This window comes from Homoserinibacter sp. GY 40078, assembly GCF_008017545.1.
Classification (GTDB): Bacteria; Actinomycetota; Actinomycetes; order Actinomycetales; family Microbacteriaceae; genus Homoserinibacter.
In genome coordinates this window covers 484276-507651 of the sequence record NZ_VRTZ01000001.1, presented here as the reverse complement: position 1 = coordinate 507651, position 23376 = coordinate 484276, and the positions used below count along the sequence as shown (strand labels likewise).

Below are 23376 nucleotides of genomic sequence, written 5' to 3'. Positions count from 1 at the left end.
CTCGATGCACCGCCGCGATTCGCGGCATTCGCGGGATCGGGGGAGGATGAAGGGGTGACATCCGCTCCCCATGCCTCCTCGTCCCCCGGCTCCGAGGAATCGGGGCCGTCGGGGTTCGCCCTGTGGGCGATCTGGCGACGCGACCCGGCTCGGCCGGACGCACCCGGCATCGAAGGCCTCGCCGAGGCGATCGCCGAGATCGAGTCCACCGGAGTCGTCGTCCGCGGGCTCTACGACGTCTCGGGGCTTCGGGCTGACGCCGACCTCATGGTGTGGCTGCACGGGCCGGTCGCCGAAGACCTCCAGGCAGCGGTCCGCACCCTGCGACGGGTCCCCGCGATCGGCGCACTTCTGCCCACCTGGAACGCGCTCGGCGTTCATCGCGACGCGGAGTTCAGCCGCTCGCACGCACCCTCCTTCCTCCGCGGGCTCCCGCCCAAGGAGTGGGTGACCGTCTACCCGTTCGTGCGCAGCTACGACTGGTACCTGCTGCCCGACGACGAGCGACGCGCGATGCTCGCCGACCACGGACGCAAGGGCTCGGAGTACCCGAGCGTGCAGGCGAACACCGTCGCGAGCTTCGCCCTCGGCGACTACGAGTGGATCCTGGCGCTCGAGGCCGATGAGGTGGTCGAGCTCGTCGATCTCATGCGGCACCTGCGCAAGACGGAGGCGCGCATGCACATCCGCGAAGAGGTGCCGTTCTTCACGGGGCGCCGTATCGGCGTCGACGAGGTGGCGGAGGTGCTCTCGTGACGATCACGAACGGCGAGGCGCCCGGCTACGTGCGCGCGGCGACGCCCGCCGCATCCGCCGGTCCGGAGCACGTCGAGGAGCCCGTCGCCTACGACGCGATCATCCTCGCCGGGTTCGGTGGGCCCGAGGGTCAGGACGACGTCATCCCGTTCCTGCGCAACGTCACCCGGGGCCGCGGCATCCCCGACGAGCGGCTGGAAGAGGTGGCGCACCACTACCGCCACTTCGGTGGCGTGAGCCCGATCAACGAGCAGAACCGTCAGCTGAAGGCCGCGCTCGAGGCGGAGCTCGCCGCGCGCGGCATCGACCTGCCGGTCATCTGGGGCAACCGCAACTGGGATCCGTACCTCGCCGAGGCCGTCCAGGAGGCGCACGACCGCGGGTTCCGCACCCTCATCGGACTCGCGACGAGCGCCTACTCGAGCTTCTCGAGCTGCCGCCAGTACCGCGAGGACTTCGCGAACGCGCTCGAGCAGACGAGCCTCGGCGACGAGCTCCGCATCGACAAGGTGCGCCAGTTCTTCGACCACCCCGGATTCGTCACGCCGTTCGTCGAGGGTGTGCGCGATGCGCTCGCCGAGCTCGCGGACCGCGGAATCACCGGATCCGAGATCCGCGTGCTGTTCGCCACGCACTCGATCCCCACCGCCGATGCCTTGCGCTCGGGGGACCGCACCGTCGACTACGGCGAGGGCGGCGCCTACGCCGCGCAGCACCGGGCGGTCGCCGAGGTCGTGATGCGCGAAGCCGGATCGGACGTCGCGTGGGAGCTCGTCTACCAGTCGCGCTCGGGTCCGCCGACCCAGCCGTGGCTCGAACCGGACGTCAACGACGTCATCGAGGGTCTGCCCGCTGCCGGTGTGAAGGCGGTCGTCGTGGTCCCGCTCGGCTTCGTCTCGGATCACATGGAGGTGCTCTGGGACCTCGACACCGAGGCCACCGAGACCGCCGAGGAGGCGGGGCTCATCGCGATCCGCACGCCCACGCCGGGCACGCATCCGGCGTATGTGCGCGGTCTCGTCGACCTCGTCATGGAGCGCGTCAACGGCACCCCGACCGGCGAGCGCCCGGCGCTCACCGCGTACGGGCCCTGGTTCGACGTGTGCCGACCGGGCTGCTGCGAGAACGTCCGAGCGGGGTTCAAGCCGGCGATCGCGGGGCTCCAGCCGTGAGCCCGCTGCGCCTCGGCACCCGGGGGAGCGCGCTCGCGCTCGCTCAGGCGGGCGCCGTGGCGACCCGGCTGGGGGCCGAGCTGGTCGTGATCGAGAGCGAGGGCGACCGCACGGATGCCCCCCTCGCGGACCTGGGCGGTGCGGGCGTCTTCGCCGCGGCCCTGCGCGAGGCTCTGCTCGCGGGCGAGGTGGATGCCGTCGTCCACTCCTACAAAGACCTCCCGACGGCCCCGCTGCCGGGGCTCACGGTGGCGGCCGTGCCGAAGCGGGCGGATGCGCGCGACGCGCTCTGCGCATCCGGCGGGCACGACCTCGACGGCCTCCCCGAGGGCGCACGGGTCGGCACCGGGTCGCCTCGGCGACGGGCGCAGCTGCTCCAGCGTCGCCCCGATCTCGAGGTGATCGACATCCGCGGCAATGTGGATACGCGCCTCGCCAGGCTCGAGTCCGACGATCCCGACCGCCGTCTGGACGCGGTGGTGCTCGCCTCCGCCGGGCTCGAGCGGCTCGGACGTTCCGAGGCCGCGACCGAGCGCCTGAGCCTGGACTCCTGGCCCACCGCGCCCGCTCAGGGCGCGCTCGCCGTCGAGACGCGCACTGGCGACGAGAAGCGGGTGGCGAAGCTCGAGCACCGACCGAGCAGGCTCGCCGCCGAGGCGGAGCGCGATGTGCTCGCGCGCCTCGAGGCCGGCTGCGCGGCGCCGCTCGGTGTGAGTGCGATCCTCGACGACGGCCTCCTGTTCCTCTCCGCCCGCGTCTACGCCCTCGACGGATCGTCGTACCTCACCGCCTCGCACGCGTTGTACCCGGAGGACTCGCTCCACCCGGGCGCCGAGCTCGCCGAGCGCGTGGCCGACGAGCTCCTCGCGGCAGGCGCCGCCGAGCTCGCACCCCTCGGAGGGAGCAAGTCGTGACCCCCACCACCGCCGTGAAGCCGCTCGCCGGATGGCGGGTGCTGGTGCCGCGCGGCGGCAAATGGGGCGACGGGGTCGCGGCGGCCGTTCGCGGATACGGGGGCGTCCCGGTGATCGCACCGCTCATCAACTTCGCCTCCACCGAAGACCCCACCACCCTCGCCAATGCGCTGCACGAGCTGCAGGACGGCCAGTTCGCGTGGCTCGTCGTGACGAGTGCGACGACGGTCGACGTGCTCGTGAGTCAGCGGGTGAAGGTGCCGGATGCGACGCGCATCGCCGCCGTCGGCGAGACGACCGCGGCCGCGCTTCAGGTCGCCGGGTACCGAGTCGACTTCGTCCCCACCTCCGACAACTCGGCTCGCGGGCTCGTGAAGGAGTGGCCCGACTCGGGAATCCGTGGGCGTGTGCTCATCCCTCAGTCGGACATCGCCGAGCCCACTCTCGTGGCGGGGCTCTCACGGCTGGGCTTCGAGGTGGAGTTCGTGGCTGCCTACCGCACCGTCGGCGTTCCCGCCGCCGAGCCCGTGAAGGCCGACGTGGCATCTGGCCGCATCCGCGCGATCCTCGTGACCTCCGGGTCGGTTGCGCGCCAGGTCTCCGAGCAGCTGGCCCCGCTTCCCGAGCAGACGGTCGTGGCCTGCATCGGGCCGCGCACCGCGTTCGACACGCGCGCGGCCGGACTGCCGGTGCACGTCATCGCCGAGGAGCGCAGCGTCGACTCCCTCCTCTCGGCGCTCGTCGAATACGCGGAGGACGAATGAGCGCGCCCCACATCCGGCCGAGGCGTCTGCGACAGAGCCCGGCATGGCGCCGGCTCGCGCGCGAGACGCTAGTGCATCCGGCGCAGCTCGTGCTGCCCGTGTTCGTCGCGGAGGGCGGCGATGAGCCGCGCCCCATCGCCTCGATGCCCGGCGTCGTGCAGCATTCGCTCGACTCGCTGCGTGCCGAGCTCGTGCGTGCGGCGGAGGCCGGCATCGGGGGAGTGATGCTCTTCGGCGTGCCGGTCGAGAAGGACGCGCGCGGATCGGGCGCGACCGACCCGGACGGCATCCTGAACGTGGCGACACGGGCCGCCGTCGCCGAGGTGGGCGATGCCCTCGTCGTGCAGACGGATCTCTGCCTCGACGAGTTCACCGATCACGGGCACTGCGGTGTCCTCGACTCCGAGGGTCGGGTCGACAACGACGCGAGCCTCGTGAGGTACCGCGAGATGGCGCTCGCCCAGGCGGATGCGGGATCGCAGCTGCTCGGACTCTCGGGGATGATGGACGGCCAGGTCGCCGCGGTGCGCGACGAGCTGGATGCGGCCGGTCGCCACGACGTGCCGATCCTCGCGTACGCGGCCAAGTACGCATCCGCGTTCTACGGGCCGTTCCGCGAGGCGGTGCAGTCGTCGCTGCAGGGCGACCGGCGCAGCTACCAGCTCGACCCCGGCAATCGACGTGAGGGCCTGCGCGAAGTGCAGCTCGACGTGGAGGAGGGCGCCGACGTGGTGATGGTCAAGCCGGCGATGAGCTTCCTCGACGTGCTGGCCGACGCCGCGGATGCTTCTCCCGTGCCGGTGTGGGCGTACCAGGTCAGCGGCGAGTACGCGATGATCACGGCCGCCGCGCAGAACGGCTGGATCGACGGCGACCGGGCGGTCGACGAGTCGCTCCAGAGCATCGTGCGCGCGGGAGCGGACGCGGTGCTCAGCTACTTCGCGCTCGACGCGGCCGAGCGATGGGCGGGGGAGCGCCGATGACCTCCGCGAACGACGCCGCGTACGCGCGGGCGCGCTCGGCGCTGCCCGGCGGCGTGAACTCGCCGGTGCGCGCCTTCGGTTCGGTCGGCGGTACCCCCCGCTTCCTCGTCTCGGCGCGCGGTCCGTACGTGACGGATGCCGACGGCCGCGAGTACGTCGACCTCGTCGCGTCGTGGGGGCCGGCGCTGCTCGGGCACGCGCATCCGGACGTGGTCGCCGCCGTCCAAGAAGCGGCCGCACGGGGGCTCTCGTTCGGGGCGTCGACGCCCGCCGAGACCGAGCTCGCCGAGCTCGTGCGCGACCGCCTCGGCCCCGCGAGCGGCGTGGAGCTGCTGCGGCTCGTCTCCACCGGCACCGAAGCGACGATGACGGCCATCCGCCTCGCCCGCGGCGCCACCGGCCGCGATCTCATCGTGAAGTTCGCCGGCCACTACCACGGCCACTCGGACGGCCTGCTCGCCGAGGCGGGTTCTGGCGTCGCGACGCAAGGGTTGCCCGGTTCGGCGGGAGTTCCCGAGCCGATCGCCGCCCAGACGCTCGTGCTGCCCTACAACGACCTCGATGCGGTGCGCGCCGCGTTCCTCGCGCATCCGGGGCGCATCGCCGCAATAATCACGGAGGCCGCGGGGGCGAACGCGGGAGTGCTCGCCCCCGCCCCAGGGTTCAACGCGGCCCTCGTCGAGGTCGCTCACGCCGAGGGCGCGCTGCTGATCCTCGACGAGGTGCTCACCGGATTCCGTGTGGGCCCGGCCGGATGGTGGGGCCTCGACGGCGACGGCTGGGCGCCCGACCTCTTCACGTTCGGCAAGGTCGTCGGCGGGGGGATGCCGCTCGCGGCGCTCGGCGGACGCCGCGAATTCATGGAGCTGCTCGCACCGCTCGGCCCCGTGTACCAGGCCGGCACGCTGAGCGGGAACCCGCTCGCGGTCGCGGCGGGTCTCACGACGCTCCGCGCCGCGGACGCCGCGGTCTACGCGCGGATCGACGCGGCTGCCGAGCTGGTCGCGACGGCGGTCTCTGAGGCCCTCACCGCGGAAGGAGTCGCCCACGTGATCCCCCGCGCCGGGAGCCTCTTCTCGATCGCGTTCCGCGACGCTCCCGTGCGCGACTACTCCGACGCCCGCGATCAGGAGTCGTGGCGCTACCCGCCGTTCTTCCACGCCCTCCTCGACGCGGGGGTTTCCGCGCCCCCGAGTGTGTTCGAGGCGTGGTTCCTCACGGCCGCCCACGACGAGGCGGCCCTGGCGCGGATCGCGGAGGCGCTCCCGGCGGCCGCCCGAGCCGCTGCCTCGGCCGCGCGCCCGGGAGGGCATGCGTAGCCGATTGGCTTAACAGGTCAGCCATATGGCATGGCCTTCTGAAGGGCGGCGTTCGCCGCCGGGACGGAGATCACATTCATGAAGAAGACCAGCATCCTCGCGGGAGCGATTGCGGCGATCGTGCTCGCCGCGGGCGCCGCCGTTCCCGCTCAGGCATTCAGCGGATCGCGCACGGTCACACTCCCGGGGACGAGCATCAAGCTGCAGGCGAACGCCTGGAGCCCCAACATCCTGTCGGGCGGCCGGATCGATTTCGCGACCTCGTCCAAGACGACCCTCAACGGGAAGTCGAAGAACGTCGAGCAGATCCGCAACACGGCCACCATCGAGGCGCGCGGGATCAACCCCTCCGTCTCCCTCCCGAAGGGCGTCGGCGGAAGCGGCACCGCCAGCAGCAAGTCGATCGCGTGGACCAACAAGAACTCGTGGATCTCCGACCTCAGCGGCACGGCGTCGTACTCGGGGCTCACGATCTCCGTTCACGTCAACTCGTCCGCGTTCGCCCTGCACCAGGGAGTCAAGAAGTACGTCGACGTCTGGTCGTGGTGACCCGAGCATCCATGAGGCGGTGGGCGGCGGCCCTCGCGACACTGACGGCCGCCGCCCTCGTCGTCGGCTGCAGTGGCGAGGTGGATCAGACGCAGCCGACGATGTCGGCGGATGAGGCGCGGGCGTATGTCGCGCAGTTGCGCGCCGCCGATGACCTCGTACACGCGTCGTTGGAGCATCCGCCCGCCGCGTCGCTCGCCGGGCTGAGCGCGATCGCCGTCGCCCAGCGCTACGCCGAGGTCGAGGTCGTCACCATCGACGACACCGACCTCGAGCGTCTCTCTGCGCGCGCCATTGAGGACGCGGTGGCGACATACGCGCAGCTGTGCGAGATCGTGGGCGGCGAGGCCGACCGTGCGGCGCGTGCGTTGCCGACCTCGTCGCGAGGTGCCATCGATTCGCTGAGCTGGGCATCCGTCGGTCGGATCGGAAACGAGAACGAGGCCGCGCTCGCGGCTGACATCGTCGCTGCGATCCGCTGTCGCGACGGGGAATCGGTCGCGGTGCCTCAATCGCTCCGCGAGCAGCTGTGGGACGCGACGAGAGATCACTCGCTGCCGTTCGTCGCGATGCGTGCGCAGGGGGTGATCCCCGCCGACGCCGTGCCGAACCTCTCGGATGACCTCGTCGAGGACATCGCGCAGTCGCTTCGGGAGTCTGGCTGCGACGAATGGGTGCAGGTCTACGCGAACATCGTGCGGAGCGCCGGCCGAGCGGATGATGCGCTTGCGCAGTGCGCCGGTGAGTCGCCCATCGTCTCCGATCCGACGGTACTCAGGTACCTCGCCGCATCCGGGGCGTCCCGGTCGGTCGTCGCGCGCGTCCTCGCGGCCAACGCCGCCTCGATCGAATCGTGGAGCACCGCGCGCGCGACCTTCTCCGAGGTCGGAGATTCGCCGGTGGGGGCAGGCACCCTGGCCTCCGCACGCGACGCGGTCGCACTCCTTGCGGTCACAGGTGCCGGGCAGCCTCCGGAATGGCTTCGCGCGGGCGTGGGAGGCGCGGTCGCGGCCGCGGGTGAGGTGAGCGATGGCCCGCTCACGAGCGACATCGTGTTCCTCTGCGCCCGGTTGACGGGTGTGTGCCCCCGAGACGTGGACTCTGCGGCGAGAGAGCGGGTACGCGCGGCGATGGCCGACCTCGACCTGACACAGGGTGACGACCTCACGACGGCACACATGATCGAGGCAGCCACGGAAGCGGGGATCGAGGTGCCGGACTGCGACGCCTCGGACGTCGACGCATGGTTCGCCGCCGCACCCCTCGCCTTCGCGACACTCGCGGTCGCCGCGGACGGGTGCGCGGAGGCGCTGAATCTCACGGACGACGAATACCTCGCCCGCGGCATCGCCGCGCTGGAGGGTGAGCGGTACGGGTCGGCGCTCGGGTACGTCATGATGCGCAGCCTCGCGAACGACCCGCGACCCGACCCCGACTTCCGCGCCGCGATGGTCGAGGCATTGGACGAGCTCGTCGCCCGCATCGACGCGGCCGAGGGAGACCGGTACGTGGAGCGAGCCCGCCCACTCGCCCTTGAGCTGCTACGCGCTCGCATCGAGAACTGGAGCTGACGATGCTCATCGTCGAACGACTGAATTACGCCTACGACGCAGTCGAACGGGGTGTCCGAGACGTCACGTTCTCGGCTGCCCCCGGGGCCGTCACCGCCCTCGTCGGGCCCTCCGGCGCGGGGAAGTCGACGGTGCTCGCGTGCGTCGCCGGTGTGCTCACGCCGGAATCCGGCGACGTCCGGGTGACGAGCGGGGCGGCAAGCCGGGTCGGTGCGCCGTGCGCCCTCGTCACCCAGAACTGCGTCGTCTTCGAGCGCCTCACCGTGTGGGAGAACGTCGCCCTGGCGTGGGGGAGGCCGACGTCCCGATCACGTGCGCGCGCGATGGGGGTGCTGCACGAGCTCGGCATGCGGGGTCTCGGCGACGAGTTGCCGTCGTCGCTGTCGGGCGGACAACGCCAGCGGGTGGCGATCGCCGCCGCGCTCGCGGGCCGCCCCTCCGTGCTCCTCGCGGACGAGCCGACGGGAAGTCTGGATGCTCTCAGTACGTCGCGCGTGATCGCGAGCCTCCGTGGTGCCGCGGCGGCCGGATCGGTGGTGCTCGTCGCGACCCACGATCGCGCCGTGATCGACACGGCCGATGCCGTCATCGAGATGACAGGAGCACAGCCATGAGGTTCCCCGGCCCGGCCAGCTGGCTCGGGATCTCGATACGCCGCCGTTTCTCGATCGCGCGGTCGCTCGTGCTCACCGTGGCTGGTGCGAGTCTCGTGGTCAGCGCCCTCGTCACGCCCACCGCGGCTCTCGCCGGAAGTGTCGCGGACTCGCTCGGCGGTGAGTCCGCGCTCGCACAGATCGAGGTGGCCGCCGCCGATCTCGCCGCGAGCGGCATCACCTCGGCGCAACTGGATCGGATCCGCGAGATCCCCGGAGTCGCCGACGTTCGAGCCGATGCATCCGTCGGTGTCTACGGCGCGGACGGCGAAACCTGGTCGATGACCCTCCAGGTGCTGAACCCGGCGCTGCTTCCCCCCGACGCGCCTGCCGACCTCGACGCCGCCGTACGCGGCCCCGCGATCGTCGTGCCGACCGCTGTCGGGGGCACCACCCTTGAGGTCAGCCCCGGCGACGAGCTCCGCGTGACCTACTCGCGGCTCGGATCGGATGGTGCGGGCAGGCTCGAGGAGCGCGCGCTCCCCGTCGTCGCCACCTACGCGGCCGACTGGCAGGGCTACGGGCCGGACGCCGCGCTCGCCTCCGAGGCGCTGGTCGTCGAACTCCTCGCCGCGCGCTCCGGGCTCAGTGCGGACGACTTCCTCCGCACGCAGGGAATCCCCGCGGCGACCGTCGTCGCCGACTCCGCGGATGAGGTCTCCGCGATCACCGAATCCATCCGCGACCTAGGGCTCACCGCCGTGCCCGTGCGTGACCGACTCGGCGAGCTCCCCGGCATGTTCGCGATCTTCCCGGCGCTCCTCGCCGTCGTCGGCGCGGCCGTCGGCATCCTGCTGGTTCTGCACCTGAATCGCGCGATCCGCACGGCCGTCGCACGCCGCACCGACGAGTTCGCGCTGCTGCGCATCCGCGGATGGACGAAGGGGCAGGTGACGCGCCTCGTGATCGCCGACGTGGCACTCGGGGCGGCACTCGGCGCTGTCCTCGGGACGATCGCCGGCGTCGGGCCGGGCGCCCTCCTGATCTCCTCGCTCGCGCCGACGCTCGAGCCTCAATGGGATCGCGTCGTCCTCGCCGCGGGCGGGCTGGCGGCCCTCACCGCGCTCATGTGCGCCGCGGCGGCATGGCTGGTCGCCGTGCGCGTGCTGCGGGCCGATCCGTACCTCACGGCGATGTCGCGGGACCGCTGAGCCCCGGACCGCTGAGCGCCCGGCGCCGCTGGGCCGAGGGGCTCAGCTGGCAGGTGCGCTGATGTACTCCGCGAAGGAGATCGAGAGCAGCACGATCGCGACGAGCGGGGCCAGACCCTGCGCGAGTACCGCCCGCAGCATCCCCGGACGCGACAGCAGCAGCACGAGCGAGGCGAGCACCATGCTCGCGCACGCGTAGAGCGCGATCGCGAGGCCGGCCTCGACCAGACCAGACAGCGCGAGCGACACCCCCGCCCCGGCTCCGAACGCGAGGAAGAGGTTGTAGAAGCCCTGGTTGTACGCCATCGTGCGCAGCACCTCGCCCTCTTCGCGAGTGCGCACGCCGAAAGTCCGCTGTGTTCCCTCGGTGCCCCAGCGGATGCTCTCGAGGATCCAGATATAGACGTGGATGCCCGCGGCCAGAGAGGCCACGCCAGCACCGACACCCAGCAGCAAGGGGTCCACGGGTGTCAGTCTCCCACCTCTACGACGAAACGGCCACGATTTCTCCCCGTGAGGATATCCGCGGCGCGCTCGACGACGTCGTTCAGCGGGATCGTCGTCGTGAGCGCATCGAGACGGTCGACGTCGATCCGCCGCTCCAGAAGGTCCCAGACGCGGGCGCGTTCGGCGGCATCCGCTTCGACCGAGTTGATGCCGAGCAGCGCGACCCCGCGGAGGATGAACGGCATCACCGTCGTGTGCAGTTGAGGGTCCTCGACGAGGCCGCACGCGGCGACCGCGCCGCCGTGCCGGGTCTGCGCGAGCAGGGTCGCGAGGGTCGAGCCGCCCACGACATCCACCGCCCCCGCCCACCGGGCCGACTGCAGCGGCCGCCCGGACTGCTGCAACTCCGTGCGGTCGATGATGGTGGACGCGCCGAGCCCGCGGAGGTAGTCGGCACCAGCGGGGTCGCCCGTCGCGGCGGCGACCGTGCGTCCGCCTGCCGAGAGCAGCATCACGGCAACCGAGCCCACGCCGCCCGTCGCGCCGGTGACCAGCACGTCGCCATCCGGGATCCCGCGGTCGTCGAGCGCGAGCACGGACTGCCCCGCGGTGAAGCCGGCGGTGCCGATCGCGGCCGCCCGTCGCATCCCGAGCGCAGCGGGGACGCGGATGAGGAGCTCGCCCGAAACACGCGCCCGGCGGGCGTAACCCCCGTTGCGGGTTTCGCCGAGCCCGGCACCGGTGAGCACCACCTCGTCGCCCGGACGCCACCGGGCGTCGTCGGACTCCGCGACCGTGCCGACGAGGTCGATGCCCGGGATCAAGGGGCTCACGCGGGCCACCCCGCGGTCGCCCCGCAGTGCGAGGGCGTCCTTGTAGTTCAGGCTCGAGAACGCGACATCCACGAGCACGTCGCCTTCGCCCAGTTCCGTCTCGGGAACATCGACGAAACCGGTCGAGACGTCGTCGTCATCGCGGGTCACCTGCACTGCACGAACCATACGCCCCACCCTAGGCGGGTGCGCACGGGGCTCAACCGAAGAGGATCGCCGCCTCGTCGTAGCGCGACTGCGGCACCGTCTTCAGGCGGCCGAGGGCATCCTCGAACGGCACGGTGACGATCTGGGTGCCGCGCAGCGCGACCATCTTGCCCCACTGCTCCTGCAGAACCACGTCGACCACGGCCATGCCGTAGCGGGTCGCGAGCACGCGGTCGTAGGCCGTCGGGGTGCCGCCGCGCTGGATGTGGCCGAGCGTCGTGGCGCGGGTCTCGATGCCGATGCGCGCCTCGATCTCGGGCGCCAGCATGTCGCCGATACCCCCGAGGCGCGGACGCCCGAAGGCGTCGAGGCCGCGCTCGGAGTGCGCGTCGTCCATCGTGTCGAGCTTGAAGCCCTCGGCGACCACGATCAGGGGCGCGCGTCCGCGGGCGCGGGTCGAGTCGACCCATCCGCAGATCTCGTCCATGCTCGTCTTGCGCTCCGGGATGAGGATCGCGTGCGCGCCCGCCGCCATGCCCGAGTGCAGCGCGATCCACCCGACGTGCCGACCCATCACCTCTGCGACCATGCAGCGGCCGTGCGAGTCGCCGGTGGTGCGCAGCCGATCCATCGCCTCGGTCGCGATCTGCACCGCCGTGTCGAAGCCGAAGGTGTAGTCCGTCGCCGAGAGGTCGTTGTCGACCGTCTTCGGCACGCCCACGATCTGCACTCCCTCGTCGGTGAGGCGCTTCGCGGCCGCGAGCGTGCCCTCACCGCCGATCGCGATGACCGCATCCATGCCGGTGTCGCTCATCACCTCTTTCACCCGCTCGACGCCCCCGTACTCGAAGGGGTTCGTGCGCGAGGTGCCGAGGATGGTGCCGCCCTGCTTCGAGATGCCCATGACCTGCGGGCGTCCGAGCGGGTGCAGGTCTGCTTCGACGAGGCCCTTCCACCCGTCCTTGATGCCGACGAACTCGAGGTCGTCGTGCTGGGTGAGGCCCGCGAGCACTGCGCCGCGGATCACCGCGTTCAGGCCGGGGCAGTCGCCGCCACTGGTGAGGATTCCGATCTTCACCCGCTCATCATGGCGCATTTCCGGGGCTGCCTCTCCCGCCGAAGGTCCCGCGAAGGCTACAGTTCGTCAACGAACGGCCATCTCGTCGCCGCAACCACCATTTTCAAGGAGAGTCATGACCGACCCCGTTGACCCCGCCGTCCCGCCCGTCCCGCCGGCGCCCCCGGCTCCGCCGCAGCCGGCCGCCGCGCCCGACACCTACCCGGGCAAGGGCCTCGGCATCGCGGGCCTCATCCTCGCGATCTTCCTGCCCCTGATCGGCCTGATCCTCAGCATCGTGGCCCGCTCGCAGTCGAAGAACGCGGGATACAAGAACACCCCCGCCACCGTCGGCATCGTGATCGGCATTGTGCTGATCGTCATCGGCATCATCGTCAGCATCATCATCGGCGTCGCAAGCGCCGCGATCATCAGCACGACCGACCTCAACTACTGAGCACAGCCCGCCGACGTCTGGGACGTCGCGGGAATCATCGACACCCACAGCTGAGCAGCTGAGCAGCTGACCACCGCTGGCCCGGGCGCTGAGCTCGGGCCAGCGGCGTCTTCTGCCACGACGAAGGAGACCCATGACCCACCCCGACGCCCCCACGCCGGCGGATCCGCCGTCGCCCGCCCCGGCAGGCCCGCCGCCTTACTCCACCGGCGCGCCGGCCTACGTCGCGGCGGAGCCGCCCGCTCACGCCGGGCAGGGGCTCGGACTCGCAGCGCTGATCGTCGGGCTCGTGGGCCTCGTGGTGTGGTTCGTGGCGCCGATCGCCGCGATCATCCTGGGCGGGATCGCGCGCTCCAAGGCGAAGGCGGCGGGGGCGCGCACCGGTACCGGCACCGCGGGGCTGATCATCGGGATCGTGCTCGTCGTGATCCACACGCTGATCGTCGTCGGTTTTGCGCTCTTGCTGGCACAGACCATCCAGACCTGCCAGGAGCTCGGCCCGGGCGTCTGGCACCAGGGCGGCGTCACCTACACCTGCGGCGACGTCCGGTAGCGAGAGTCGCGGGCGTCCGCGTCGGCGCCCGGGGTTAGCCTGACCCCGATGGACGCGATCACCACCCGGTATGCGCCGGCCGAGCCGGTCGCGCTCCGGCTCGTGCTCGCGCCGCTCGTGCAGGGATCGACCGACCCGGTGGCCCGCCGCACGGCCGACGGCTGGTGGCTGACGGCACGGTTCGCATCCGGAACCGCGACGCTGCTGCTGCGCAAACTCGCCGACGCGATCGAGGCGCGCGCGTGGGGCGCCGGAGCCGCGGAGGCGATCGAGGGGGTGCCCGCGCTGCTCGGCGCGGAGGACGACGCATCCGGATTCGACCCCTCGCGGCATCCGCTCGTCGCCCGGCTGCACCACGAGCTCCGCGGCCTGCGTCTGCCGCGCGCGGGCCGCATCCTGCCGTACCTCGTGCCCACGGTGCTCGGGCAGAAGGTCACCGGCATCGAGCAGAGGGCGGCGTGGCGGCAGCTCGTCGTTCGGTACGGCGATCCGGCACCCGGCCCCGCACCCCTCGGCATGCGTGTCGTGCCGAGCGCGGAGGTGTGGCGACGCATCCCGTCGTGGGTGTGGCATCGCGCCGGCGTCGGGCCGCAGAGATCCGACACGCTCATGCGCATCTTCGCGGTGGCCGACTCGCTCGAACGCGGTGCGCGCATGCCCTCGCTCGAGGCGGGGCGGCGCCTCGGAACGATCCCGGGGGTGGGCCCGTGGACGGTCGCCGAGACGCTGCAGCGTTCGCACGGCGACCCCGACCTCGTGAGCGTGGGCGACTTCCACGTCTCCAAGCGCGTGGGGTGGGCCCTCGTCGGCGAGCGCGTCGACGACGACGGCATGCTCGAACTGCTCGAGCCGTGGCGCGGTCACCGGCAGCGGGTGGTGCGGCTCATCGAGGCGGCCGGCATCGGCTACGAACGCCACGGACCGCGGATGGCGATCCCCGCCCATCGCACGCGCTGATCCGCGCGCCGTGTTGTCGGATGCGTACATCGGGAATGCGATCCGCGTCACGGAGTCCTAGCGTTCCCGAGTGGGATTCATCCGACGCTTCTCGCGCCTCGTCTGGCTGAGCACGCGCGCCCCTAAGCTGCCGCCGCTCGACATCTACGACGTCTGCCGCTCACCGCGGCGGGTGCTGCTCGGCGACCTCGACGAGCTGCGCCACATGAACAACGGCGCCTACCTCTCGAACCTCGACCACGCACGGCAGGAGCTCGTGGTGCGGACGGGCCTCTGGAAGCGGATGCGCGACGCGGGCATGTACCCGGTGGTGGGGGCCCAGACGATCGCCTACCGCAAGTCGCTCACCCTCGGTCAGCGGTACGTCATCGAGTCGCGCTTCCTCGGGCTCGACGACCGCGCCGCGTATCTCGAGCAGCGTTTCGTGGTCGATGGGGAGGTGTACGCCCGCGCCTGGGTGCAGGGCCGGTTCCTCTTCGATGCGGGCGGAACCGTGCCGATGGACGAGCTCGCGCGCGTGAGCGGCATGGACCCCGTGTCGCATCCGATCCCCGGATGGCTGCACGAGTGGGCAGCGCAGGTGCGACTTCCGGGCACCCGGCAGCCCGCGCCGAGCAACTGGGAGTGAGCGACTCCGTCCTGGTTGGGCTTCACGAATGAAGTCGATCCGCCTTCCCTGTCGCGCGGTGGCTTCGGCGCTCAACTGTCCGTAGCCCGTGTTACCAATGCTCATGTAGATCTGTTCGATCAGCCACGAGGCTGAGGATCGAATGTCGGGCTCCCACCGCGAGTCCTCATATATTGTCAGCAACGCGAGTCGAGGGGTGGTCAGCATGGTCGTACGCGTGCCCGTCAAGCCAGCCCTGCTGACGTGGGCCGCGGATCGTTCGGGCCTAGAGCGCGACGTCTTGAGCAAGCGATTTCCGAAGCTGGACGTATGGGAATCGGGTGATCTTGATCCGACCTTCAATCAGCTGCAGGACTTCGCGTCTGCTACTCACGCCCCTCTGGGGTTCCTTTTTCTGGACGCCCCGCCCGAAGAGCCATTGCCGATTCCCGATTTCCGCACGATCAAGAACGCATCTCTTCGTCGTGCGAGCCCCGACCTATTGGACACGATCTACCTGTGTCAGATGAGGCAGGACTGGTACCGCGAACATGCCATCGCGGAAGACTATGACCCGGTTCCCTTCGTAGGATCCGTTAGCGTCGGCGATCCAGTGGAGAGGGTCGCGGACGACATTAGGCGCGCAATCCGCTTCGGTCTCGATGAACGATCCAGGTTCTCCAACGGTGAGGCCGCACTTCGAGGCCTCATCGATCTGATCGAAGACACCGGGGTGCTTGTGATGGTCAGTGGGATCGTCGGGAGCAATACTCATCGTGGCTTGGATGTCGACGAATTCAGAGGATTTGCGCTTTCGGACCCAGTTGCACCTCTGATCTTTGTCAACGGGGCCGACACGAAGGCTGCACAGATCTTCACCCTCATTCATGAACTCGTACACGTGTGGTCGGGCGATACGGCGCTGTCTGATGCGCGTATGGCGCAGAACGTGGCCAATGACGATGAACTTTGGGCGAATCAGGTTGCGGCCGAAGTACTTGTGCCACTCGAGAGCATCGCGGCGGACTACACGAATTCCGATGTTGTCGAACTCGAGCGTCTCGCGAAGCGTTATCGGGTGAGCACGCTCGTGGTGCTGAAGCGCATTTACGACGCCGGGTTTTTGTCGTGGAAGGCTTATCGCGAACAATACGACGAGGAACAAGGCCGCATAATGGCGATCGTCGATTCGAGTAGGCAAAGTGGAAGCGGGGGAAACTACTACTACACGCAGCCGATCCGCATCAGCCGCCAATTTGCGCGCGCGGTGATAGTCGATGCCCTTGAAGGTCGCACACTTTATCGGGATGCCTATCATCTGCTGGGGGCGGCGAAGCACGAGACCTTCACCCATCTCGCGGCGGAACTTGGGGTGGCGCCCTGATGTATCTACTGGACGCGAACATCTTCATCCAGTCCAATAGGGCCCATTACGGGCTCGACTTTGTGCCCGGCTTCTGGGACTGGCTTGATCGAGAGCATGAGGCGGGCGTGCTCTGCAGCATCGAGAAGATCGCAGATGAGATCAACGCTGGAACCGACGATCTTACGAAGTGGGCGGCCGGCCGCAAGCCGATGTTCCTGAAAATGGACGGCACGGAGGGCCCGAGCCTCGCGGCCCTGTCGGCGTGGGCGAACTCGGGTGGTGTCGGGTACACGCCAGCTGCCGTCGCGACATTCCTGGCAAGCGGCGACTACCAATTGGTCGCATACGCGCACTCGCACGGCCACACGGTCGTCACCTACGAAACTTCGGCGCCCGAATCGAGGAAGCGTGTCAAGATCCCAGACGCGTGTGCCGCGCTCGACGTCCCGTGGCTTGATCCATTCACAATGCTCCGCCGAGAAGCGGCCCGTTTCGACTTGCGCTGAAAGCGCGGATGACGCCGCGCCGGCCGCCCCGCTCAGCCCAGGCCGAGCTCCGCCAGCACCTCGGAAGCCGTCGCCTCGCCGGAGCGCACCGCGCCCTCCATGTAGCCGCTCCACACCGGTGAGCACTCGGTGCCCGCCCAGTGGATGCGTCCCACCGGCTCGCGCAGCGCGGGGCCGAACGCCGTCCAGGTGCCCGTGGTGAAGTGGGCTCCGTAGCATCCGCGGCTGAACTCCTCGGCGGCCCAGTCCTGTTCGACGTACTCGACCGGATGGCGGGCCTCCTCGCCGAAGTAGCTCACGAGGTTCGCGATCATCGCGTCGCGCCGCTCCTCGCGCGTGCGTCGCGCCCAGTGGCGTCCGTCGTCGCCCTCGAAGAACCCGAGCAGGATGCCGCGGTCGTATCCGGGCGGTGTGTTGTCGAACACGACCTTCACGGGGCCTTCGTCTGACCCAACCTGCCCGTTGAGGCCGGCGTCGCGCCAGAACGGGCGGTCGTAGACGCAGTACGCCTTGATGACCGTGCCGGCGGGGGTGCGCTGCACGAGCTGGTCGCGCCACGAAGGCAGGATCGGCGCATAGTCGATGCGCCCCGCGAGAGTCGGCGGGGTTGCCACAATCACGCGCGCAGCCTCGAACGTGCGCCCGTCGCGGGTCGTGACGACCACGCCGCCCTCCGCGTCTGCCGGGTCGTGCGCGATCGATCGAACCGGGGCGCCGAGCACGACCGCGTCGCCCAGCGCCGCCGCCAGCAGCTCGGCCACGCGCACCGAGCCGCCCGCGATGCGGTCCTGTTGGGCGCCGCGGTCGACGGCCATGAGCGTCTCGATGTCTTGGCCGGAGCGCATGTAGAACGCGGCATGCAGCACCGAAAGGTCGTCGGGGTCGGCCGAGAAGAGCGCCTCGCACGCGATCTGGAAGTACGCGCGCCCGCTCGGGGTGCGCAGGTTGCGCCGGATCCAGGTGCGGAAGGTCTCGCCGTCGAGCCGTTCCGCATCCGGAGCCTCCCACGGGGCGTCCAGAGGGATGCGGTTTGCGAGGGCGGTGAAGCGCGCGAGCCCCTGCGCCAGATCCGCGAGCGCGAACGGGCTGAGGCGGGGCACGGCCCCCTTCTTCTCGCCCATCAGGGAGCTGCGGCCCCCCAGCCGGATCACCGTCTTGCCGGTGTTGTAGGTCGGCACGACGTCGAGCCCGAGTTCGGCGACGAGCTCGTACATGCGGTCTTGGGTGGGGCCGATCCACTGGCCGCCGAGCTCGACCCACTGCCCGTCGCTCAGACGACCGCCCATCGTGCGTCCGCCGACGCGGTCGCGGGCCTCGAGCACCCGCACCGTCGCACCTGCTGCGGTGAGGCTCCGCGCGGCGGCGAGGCCCGCGAGCCCCGCGCCGACCACGATCACATCCGTTCGGCTCATGTCGTCCCGTTTCTCTTCTGAGGTGCCGCGCCCTCGGCGGCGTCGAGGTGTGCCCGCACGAGCGCGGGTACGTCGGTGGTGATCTCGTCGACGCCGGCGGCGAGACAGTCGCGCACACCGTGCTCGTCGTCGACCGTCCACACCCGCATGCGGAGGCCGGCGTCGCCCCACGCGGCGATCCGCTCCGGATGGGCGCGCACGAACTCGAGGTCGGGCCCGACCCAGCCGACCGCGCCGGCGTCGAGCAGCTCGCGCCCCGCCTGGAGCGCTGCGTCCAGCTGGGCTGCGAGGTCGGCGGACCCCGCAGGATCGAGGTCGGGCGGCAGCTCTGCCGTGATGTCTTCCACGCGGATGTCGGCGGTAAGCAGCATGAGGTGCTGCGCGGGCACGACCGGGGAGAGGGCGGCGACGCTGTCGGGGTTGAAGCTCATGAGGCTGACGGTGAGCGATCCGAGGCGCGCCGTCTGCGGATCCCACCGATACTCGCCGAGCACGCGCAGCACTGCCTCCTCGAGCGCCGTGCCCACGGGGTTCGGATGCTTCAGCTCGATCGCGAGCACCAGCTCCCTGCCCGCCGCCGTCAACAGCTCGATGAGATCGCCGAGCGTCAACAGCTGCGTCTCGCGGGGCACATCCGCACCCGCTCGGAAGTCGAGCGTGCGGAGCTCGGCGAGGGTCAGCTCGTGCACGGCACCAGAGCCGTCGCTCGTGCGGTCGACGCTCGCGTCGTGGATGCACACCACCTCGCCGTCGGCCGTCATCCGCACGTCGCACTCGACGCCGTCGGCACCCTCGTCGAGTGCGCGCAGGTAGGCCGCGCGGGTCTGCTCCGGAAGTTCGCTGTGCGATCCGCGGTGCGCGATCACGAGGGGTCGTGTCACCGGGCACCGCCCAGCGGGAACGGGTCGTCCCAGCGCCGATGCCCCACGTGCGCCGCCCAGCTCGTCCAGGCGAGGTATCCGGCGACGCTCGCCATCGCCGCGCCCGTCACGACGACGCCCGTCTGCGGGTCCCACGACTCGCACGCGAGTCCGCCATCCATCGGGGTCTCCACGAAGGCAGCGAGCGGGTCGCCGAGGTCGTCGACTCCGGTGAGGATGCGGTTGCCGAGGTCAAACGACGACGGCGACGCGAAGTGGGGTGCCCCGGCGCCCGGGAACGGTCCCGGGTAGTGATGCGGGTAGCCGCCGATGAGCCAGCGGGAGGTCGCGGCGAGGGCGGATGCGGCATCCGCGCGCTCGGGGTCGTCGACGCCGTCGAGTATGCCGAGGTAGGGCAGCAGGCGGAGTCCGAGAGGCGGCTCGTCGCGCCATTCGGGCTCACCGGCGGCGTCGATGGCCCAGGCCCAGCGCCGCTCGCCGTCGATCTCGTGCACGAAGGCCCGGCGCACTGCCGCGCGCAGGGCACGGGCCCGAGCGGTGTGCGGTGGGCTCTGCTGGAGCCGCCCGACGATGTCGAGAGCGACCGCCACGAGGGCGTTCCCGGTGGCGGTGAACGGATGCGTGACCGGGTCGTCGGTCGGAAGCAGGAACGTTCCCGCGAGGCCGGTTCGGGAGTCCGTCCACTCGCGGAGCTCACGGTCGAGCAGGGCGACGAGCGCGTGCCACTCCGGTGCAGTGAGCACGCTCCGGTCGCCGGTCGCATCGACGTAGCGCCAGACGGCGAGCACGGGGGCTGCGAGCTGGTCGAGCTCGAAGCCCGGGTAGAGGCGCGTGCCCGTCACGTAGAGGGCGTGGTGTGCCACGTGCTCACCGGCCGCGGCGAGGGTCGAGAGAAGGAAACGCCGGGCGCGGGTCGCATCCGCGAGCAACAGCGCCGGGAACGACCACCAGTACGCGTCGCGGCTCCAGAAGGCGCCGCTCACGTAGTAGCGCGGGCTGCGCGAGGTGAGGCCCACCGTGCGACCGGTGTCGACGGTGTCGGCCTGGGCGAAGAAGTGCGAGAAGAACAGATTGGAGCGCAGGCGCGCGTCGAGCGCCGCGTCGCCGGTGCGCGCGGGGGCGGCGTCGAGGTGGGCCCGGGTGGCCGTGTGCAGGGCATCCGCGCCGCGCCGTCGGAGGTGCAGGGCTGTCGCGCTCGCGCCATCCGGCTCGCCCGCGACGCCCACATAGACCTCGAGCTCGAGCCGTTCTCCTGGGTCGAGCACCCCGTCCCGCGCGACCGACCATCCGTGATCGGGCTGCACCGGATCGAAAGCGGCGCCCGGCCCCGGTCGCCATGACACCGCGAGCAGAAGTCGGTCCTCGCCCGCGTACACGACGCGGGCGCCCGTCCAGGTGTCGTCGCGCTCGCGCAGACCGAGCGCGAGCTCCTTCGCGCGGAAGTGCTGAACGACGGTGGAACCCCACTGGCCGCTCCACCGCAGCTCCACCTTTCGCGGTGCAGCGCCCGGGTTCGTCACGGCGATCCGCGCAAGCAGCCCCTGCTCTCCGTCGGGAGCCAGGTAGTCGAGCCGCAGAGCGAGCCCCGAGACGTCGGCCGATGCGGTGGGAATCCAGTCGGACACCCGCTGCCACCCCCACTCGGGTGCGAGCGGTTCGCCATCGACGCGCAGCTCCGGAACGAGCAGCCCCCCACCGGCAGGGGCGATGGCAGCCACGACGCCGCGCTCCGCCTCGCTCACCACGCTGATGCTGCGACAGCGGCCCGCGTCGTCGATCTCGGGCAGGCTCACGAGCAGGTTCCCGGTCGGATGCAGCGACTCGATGTCGTCGACCACCGGTGCGAAGGTCGTGAGCTGCTCGGTCATCGTGCGCCGTCCGCCTCGCCCGCGCTCGAGGTCGCGCCGACGGTCGGCAGCTTCAGCAGGCGCGCCGCGTTGTCGTGGAAGATCAGCGACAGGTCGCTGTCGGGGATCCCGACCTCGGCGACGGCGGCGAACTGGGTGTCGTAATACTTCCGGGCGAGGCCGCGGGGAAACGACGCCGAATCCGACCCGAACAGGATGCGCTCGGGGCCGACGGTCTCGTAGAAGCGGCGGAACAGATCCGCCACGGTGAGCTCGTACGGCATCCACCGGATCCACTCGTTGTTGCCCGAGGTGTCGACGTGCACGTTGCGACACGCCCACGCGAGGTGCAGCAGCTCACGCGGATACCCGCATCCGAAGTGCGGGATCACGAAGGGCACGTAGGTGAAGGCCTTCGCCACGTCGTGAAGGCGCAACGGCGAGATGTTCTCGTGCCACGCGGTGCCGCCGCCCCCGTCGAGCGGCCCGAAGTGCACGAGCACCGGAATGCCGAGCTCCTCCGCCGCCGCCCACACCGGGCGCAGATCGGGGTGGTCGATGGGGCCGCGCAATGCGGGAGCGATGAGCTTGTAGCCGCGCATCCCGTCGTCGACCACTGCGCGGCGCAGCTCGTCGGCGGCGCCCGGCGCGAACGGGTCGTGGTGGGCGAAGCCGACCATCCGCGGGCTTGGCGCCACGATGCGTGCGAGCTGGGCGTTGCCCCCTCCCGTGACGAAGACCACCGCGTCGAGCTGTGCCGACTCGATCTCGGCCTCCCAGCGCGTGCGCTGCACATCCTCGGGCGGCTCGATGTCTTCGGGGAAGGGGAAGCCGTAGGCGGTCCACCACTGCTCCTGGTACCAGCGCCAGTCGTCACGGAGCTTGGCGAGCTTCTCGGCACCGTTCGCGGCCGCGTAGGCGGCGTCCGCGTCGGGCGTGAACTCCTCGGGCACCGGGAAGTGACAGTGGAAGTCGATCACCGGGCGGCCCCAAGCGCTCACGCGGCCGTCGAGCTGCTGGGCGCTCACGAGGTCACCCGAGGTGTCGTCGAGCGCCGCAGGTCGGCGTAGATCGCCGTCTCGACGTAGCCGTTCTCGATCGGCGACCCCGATCCGGGCGCGAGTGCGGCGGTCACCGCCATCAGCTCGTCGCGGTCGCCGTCGGGCACCACCCAGGGCGCCACGGCGAGGAACTCCGCCTTGTCGCCTGCGTATACGGCGTACTCGGCGGGGTCGAGCGGTCCCGGTGCCTGGTCACCGACGAATCGCGTGGGCACGCCCCGATGCTCTCGCGAGGTGATCGACGACTGCCCGTCGAACATCAGGTCGAGCAGGTTGCCGGTCATCATCGGCGTCACGTTGTAGGTGAACCTCACGGTCGGATCGGCCACAGCACGCCAGGTGGAGCCCATCCACTCGAGCGGCTGCCAGGCGCCGCTCGCGACGGGTGCAGCCCACGGGCCCGGGTTGGCGTCCGCCTGGATCATCACGTCGACGCCCAGGGCGTCTTGGGCGGCCGCGTAGCTCACCCGAAGGTCGGCGAACGGATCGAGATCTGCGGGACGATCGCCGAACGGATACCCGTAGGCGAAAGCCGGGAGGCTCGTGGCGAAACCGACGCGGAAGCCCTCCACCTCGACCCAGCCGGCATTGCGCCGCGCCGCGTCGCCGGTGTCCGGGCCCTCCGCGAGCGCGAGCAGCTCGTGTTCCATGTCGGTGAGGGGGATCTTCTCGTTGCGGAAGAGCAGGTTGCGCTCGCCGGAGGGCGCCTCGGGGTCGACCTCGTGCGGTGCCCAGAGGAAGGTGGCGTTGGCCACCCGGGGCTCGACGGGCACGAACGCGACACCGTCGTTCGACTCCGGATCGCCGAAGGTGGCGACCTCGGCCCGTTCCCGGCTCTCGCGGTAGCGCGGCTGCGCGTTCCCCGCGACGACGTACACGCCGTAGTCGCGCGCGATCTCGGAGAACACGAGCGAGACTGCGCGCACGGAGGTGTCGGTCGCCGCGAGTGGCAGAAGCGCACGCGGATCGATCTCGCCGAAGAGCTGGAGGCACGCCATGATCTGAGGCTGGTAAGCGGCGGCGAGCTCTCCCATTGCCTCGAGCAGCGAGGCGGGAAGTTCGCTCGGCGGGGGCACGGGAGCTGCCGCCCGCTCGCGGAAACTCGCGCCTCGGGCGCCGAGCGCGAGAGCGGGAAGCCCCACCGACTCCGGGAACACGACGAGCGCGGGGCGCCCCTCGACCAGATGCGGAACCACCAGTTCGTCCATCGCCCGGCGCAGGTGCGCGCGCCACGTGGCCAAGTCGACGGTCGCGGTGACGTCGATCCGCAGCTGCACCGCGAAGACACGCAGCTCACCTGCCGGATCGTCGTGGCCGCTGACGGGCCGTCGCCCCGGGCGGGCTGCGGTGAGGAGCTGCTCGTGCATGAGTCCTTCTTCGGGCGTCGACTTCGACGTCGACGGACGCCTGTTG

The 23376-nt window shown here is 70.8% G+C and carries 24 protein-coding genes; 16 read left to right on the top strand and 8 right to left on the bottom strand.

The window, feature by feature from the left end; translation table 11 throughout:
* Positions 1–54 precede the first annotated feature (54 nt).
* The 10 genes from hemQ (at position 55) to FVQ89_RS02410 (ending at position 9832) form a co-directional block, all read left to right on the top strand.
* A complete protein-coding gene (hemQ, locus tag FVQ89_RS02455; RefSeq protein ID WP_147900332.1) occupies positions 55–756 on the top strand; it encodes a hydrogen peroxide-dependent heme synthase in 702 nt (233 codons plus the stop codon).
* Positions 753–1928, top strand: coding sequence for a ferrochelatase (locus FVQ89_RS02450; protein WP_370454439.1), 1176 nt, complete (start codon positions 753–755; stop codon positions 1926–1928). The genes hemQ and FVQ89_RS02450 overlap by 4 nt, the downstream gene beginning before the upstream one ends.
* Positions 1925–2842 carry a hydroxymethylbilane synthase gene (hemC, locus tag FVQ89_RS02445; RefSeq protein ID WP_147900331.1) on the top strand — a complete coding sequence of 306 codons (918 nt, stop codon included), beginning with the start codon at positions 1925–1927 and terminating at the stop codon, positions 2840–2842. The genes FVQ89_RS02450 and hemC overlap by 4 nt, the downstream gene beginning before the upstream one ends.
* A complete protein-coding gene (locus tag FVQ89_RS02440) occupies positions 2839–3606 on the top strand; it encodes a uroporphyrinogen-III synthase (RefSeq protein WP_147900330.1) in 768 nt (255 codons plus the stop codon). Before hemC ends, FVQ89_RS02440 begins: the two co-directional genes overlap by 4 nt.
* The gene (gene hemB, locus FVQ89_RS02435; RefSeq protein ID WP_147900329.1) at positions 3603–4589 is read left to right on the top strand and encodes a porphobilinogen synthase; all 987 of its coding nucleotides are present in this window, start codon (positions 3603–3605) and stop codon (positions 4587–4589) included. Before FVQ89_RS02440 ends, hemB begins: the two co-directional genes overlap by 4 nt.
* The gene (locus tag FVQ89_RS02430) at positions 4586–5908 is read left to right on the top strand and encodes a glutamate-1-semialdehyde 2,1-aminomutase (RefSeq protein ID WP_147900328.1); all 1323 of its coding nucleotides are present in this window, start codon (positions 4586–4588) and stop codon (positions 5906–5908) included. The genes hemB and FVQ89_RS02430 overlap by 4 nt, the downstream gene beginning before the upstream one ends.
* Before the next feature lie 78 nt (positions 5909–5986).
* A complete protein-coding gene (locus tag FVQ89_RS02425) occupies positions 5987–6457 on the top strand; it encodes a hypothetical protein (RefSeq protein WP_147900327.1) in 471 nt (156 codons plus the stop codon).
* A gap of 11 nt (positions 6458–6468) precedes the next feature.
* Entirely contained in the window at positions 6469–8028 is a 1560-nt protein-coding gene (locus FVQ89_RS02420) for a hypothetical protein (protein ID WP_147900326.1), read from the top strand.
* 2 nt (positions 8029–8030) lie between these two features.
* On the top strand, positions 8031–8642 hold the full coding sequence (locus FVQ89_RS02415) for an ABC transporter ATP-binding protein (RefSeq protein WP_147900325.1): 612 nt from the start codon (positions 8031–8033) through the stop codon (positions 8640–8642).
* Positions 8639–9832, top strand: coding sequence for an ABC transporter permease (locus tag FVQ89_RS02410; protein WP_147900324.1), 1194 nt, complete (start codon positions 8639–8641; stop codon positions 9830–9832). The genes FVQ89_RS02415 and FVQ89_RS02410 overlap by 4 nt, the downstream gene beginning before the upstream one ends.
* Before the next feature lie 42 nt (positions 9833–9874).
* On the opposite strand, the gene FVQ89_RS02405 is transcribed toward FVQ89_RS02410, so the two are convergent.
* Genes FVQ89_RS02405 through FVQ89_RS02395 form a run of 3 tightly spaced genes read right to left on the bottom strand, consistent with a single transcriptional unit; the run spans position 9875 to position 12337 of the window.
* Positions 9875–10297, bottom strand: a complete 423-nt coding sequence (locus FVQ89_RS02405; protein ID WP_255513376.1) for a DUF1304 domain-containing protein — start codon at positions 10295–10297, stop codon at positions 9875–9877.
* Positions 10298–10302: 5 nt separating this feature from the next.
* The gene (locus tag FVQ89_RS02400; RefSeq protein WP_147900323.1) at positions 10303–11280 is read right to left on the bottom strand and encodes an MDR family oxidoreductase; all 978 of its coding nucleotides are present in this window, start codon (positions 11278–11280) and stop codon (positions 10303–10305) included.
* Between the two features lie 31 nt (positions 11281–11311).
* Entirely contained in the window at positions 11312–12337 is a 1026-nt protein-coding gene (locus FVQ89_RS02395) for a 6-phosphofructokinase (protein ID WP_147900322.1), read from the bottom strand.
* 115 nt (positions 12338–12452) lie between these two features.
* Between FVQ89_RS02395 and FVQ89_RS02390 the strand changes: the two genes are divergently transcribed.
* From FVQ89_RS02390 to FVQ89_RS02365, 6 genes are all read left to right on the top strand, one after another.
* Positions 12453–12773 (top strand): hypothetical protein, encoded by a 321-nt coding sequence (locus tag FVQ89_RS02390; RefSeq protein ID WP_147900321.1) that lies wholly within the window; start codon positions 12453–12455, stop codon positions 12771–12773.
* 133 nt (positions 12774–12906) lie between these two features.
* The gene (locus tag FVQ89_RS02385; RefSeq protein ID WP_147900320.1) at positions 12907–13326 is read left to right on the top strand and encodes a DUF4190 domain-containing protein; all 420 of its coding nucleotides are present in this window, start codon (positions 12907–12909) and stop codon (positions 13324–13326) included.
* 48 nt (positions 13327–13374) lie between these two features.
* Positions 13375–14283 (top strand): DNA-3-methyladenine glycosylase, encoded by a 909-nt coding sequence (locus FVQ89_RS02380; RefSeq protein ID WP_147900319.1) that lies wholly within the window; start codon positions 13375–13377, stop codon positions 14281–14283.
* A gap of 70 nt (positions 14284–14353) precedes the next feature.
* A complete protein-coding gene (locus FVQ89_RS02375) occupies positions 14354–14911 on the top strand; it encodes a thioesterase family protein (RefSeq protein WP_222706029.1) in 558 nt (185 codons plus the stop codon).
* 205 nt (positions 14912–15116) lie between these two features.
* The gene (locus FVQ89_RS02370) at positions 15117–16274 is read left to right on the top strand and encodes an ImmA/IrrE family metallo-endopeptidase (protein ID WP_147900318.1); all 1158 of its coding nucleotides are present in this window, start codon (positions 15117–15119) and stop codon (positions 16272–16274) included.
* Complete coding sequence (locus FVQ89_RS02365; RefSeq protein WP_147900317.1) at positions 16274–16762, top strand: DUF4411 family protein; 489 nt, start codon at positions 16274–16276, stop codon at positions 16760–16762. The genes FVQ89_RS02370 and FVQ89_RS02365 overlap by 1 nt, the downstream gene beginning before the upstream one ends.
* Positions 16763–16794: 32 nt before the next feature.
* Here FVQ89_RS02365 and FVQ89_RS02360 read toward each other — a convergent pair whose 3' ends face one another.
* Genes FVQ89_RS02360 through FVQ89_RS14360 form a run of 5 tightly spaced genes read right to left on the bottom strand, consistent with a single transcriptional unit; the run spans position 16795 to position 23330 of the window.
* On the bottom strand, positions 16795–18174 hold the full coding sequence (locus FVQ89_RS02360; RefSeq protein ID WP_147900316.1) for a flavin monoamine oxidase family protein: 1380 nt from the start codon (positions 18172–18174) through the stop codon (positions 16795–16797).
* Positions 18171–19055, bottom strand: coding sequence for a glycerophosphodiester phosphodiesterase family protein (locus FVQ89_RS02355; protein ID WP_147900315.1), 885 nt, complete (start codon positions 19053–19055; stop codon positions 18171–18173). Before FVQ89_RS02355 ends, FVQ89_RS02360 begins: the two co-directional genes overlap by 4 nt.
* On the bottom strand, positions 19052–20923 hold the full coding sequence (locus tag FVQ89_RS02350) for a hypothetical protein (protein ID WP_147900314.1): 1872 nt from the start codon (positions 20921–20923) through the stop codon (positions 19052–19054). Before FVQ89_RS02350 ends, FVQ89_RS02355 begins: the two co-directional genes overlap by 4 nt.
* Positions 20920–21930, bottom strand: coding sequence for an amidohydrolase family protein (locus tag FVQ89_RS02345; protein WP_187264865.1), 1011 nt, complete (start codon positions 21928–21930; stop codon positions 20920–20922). The genes FVQ89_RS02350 and FVQ89_RS02345 overlap by 4 nt, the downstream gene beginning before the upstream one ends.
* Positions 21927–23330, bottom strand: a complete 1404-nt coding sequence (locus FVQ89_RS14360) for a hypothetical protein (RefSeq protein ID WP_187264864.1) — start codon at positions 23328–23330, stop codon at positions 21927–21929. The genes FVQ89_RS02345 and FVQ89_RS14360 overlap by 4 nt, the downstream gene beginning before the upstream one ends.
* Between the last annotated feature and the right edge of the window lie 46 nt (positions 23331–23376).

Excerpts from the sequence above, each read along its gene's own strand:
- FVQ89_RS02400 (WP_147900323.1), bottom strand. The coding sequence starts at position 11,280 with ATGGTTCGTGCAGTGCAGGTGACCCGCGATGACGACGACGTCTCGACC.
- FVQ89_RS02385 (WP_147900320.1), top strand. The coding sequence starts at position 12,907 with ATGACCCACCCCGACGCCCCCACGCCGGCGGATCCGCCGTCGCCCGCC.
- FVQ89_RS02390 (WP_147900321.1), top strand. The coding sequence starts at position 12,453 with ATGACCGACCCCGTTGACCCCGCCGTCCCGCCCGTCCCGCCGGCGCCC.
- FVQ89_RS14360 (WP_187264864.1), bottom strand. The coding sequence starts at position 23,330 with ATGCACGAGCAGCTCCTCACCGCAGCCCGCCCGGGGCGACGGCCCGTC.
- FVQ89_RS02425 (WP_147900327.1), top strand. The coding sequence starts at position 5,987 with ATGAAGAAGACCAGCATCCTCGCGGGAGCGATTGCGGCGATCGTGCTC.
- FVQ89_RS02370 (WP_147900318.1), top strand. The coding sequence starts at position 15,117 with ATGGTCGTACGCGTGCCCGTCAAGCCAGCCCTGCTGACGTGGGCCGCG.
- FVQ89_RS02415 (WP_147900325.1), top strand. The coding sequence starts at position 8,031 with ATGCTCATCGTCGAACGACTGAATTACGCCTACGACGCAGTCGAACGG.
- FVQ89_RS02430 (WP_147900328.1), top strand. The coding sequence starts at position 4,586 with ATGACCTCCGCGAACGACGCCGCGTACGCGCGGGCGCGCTCGGCGCTG.
- FVQ89_RS02350 (WP_147900314.1), bottom strand. The coding sequence starts at position 20,923 with ATGACCGAGCAGCTCACGACCTTCGCACCGGTGGTCGACGACATCGAG.
- FVQ89_RS02380 (WP_147900319.1), top strand. The coding sequence starts at position 13,375 with ATGGACGCGATCACCACCCGGTATGCGCCGGCCGAGCCGGTCGCGCTC.
- FVQ89_RS02420 (WP_147900326.1), top strand. The coding sequence starts at position 6,469 with ATGAGGCGGTGGGCGGCGGCCCTCGCGACACTGACGGCCGCCGCCCTC.
- FVQ89_RS02360 (WP_147900316.1), bottom strand. The coding sequence starts at position 18,174 with ATGAGCCGAACGGATGTGATCGTGGTCGGCGCGGGGCTCGCGGGCCTC.
- hemB (WP_147900329.1), top strand. The coding sequence starts at position 3,603 with ATGAGCGCGCCCCACATCCGGCCGAGGCGTCTGCGACAGAGCCCGGCA.
- FVQ89_RS02410 (WP_147900324.1), top strand. The coding sequence starts at position 8,639 with ATGAGGTTCCCCGGCCCGGCCAGCTGGCTCGGGATCTCGATACGCCGC.
- FVQ89_RS02365 (WP_147900317.1), top strand. The coding sequence starts at position 16,274 with ATGTATCTACTGGACGCGAACATCTTCATCCAGTCCAATAGGGCCCAT.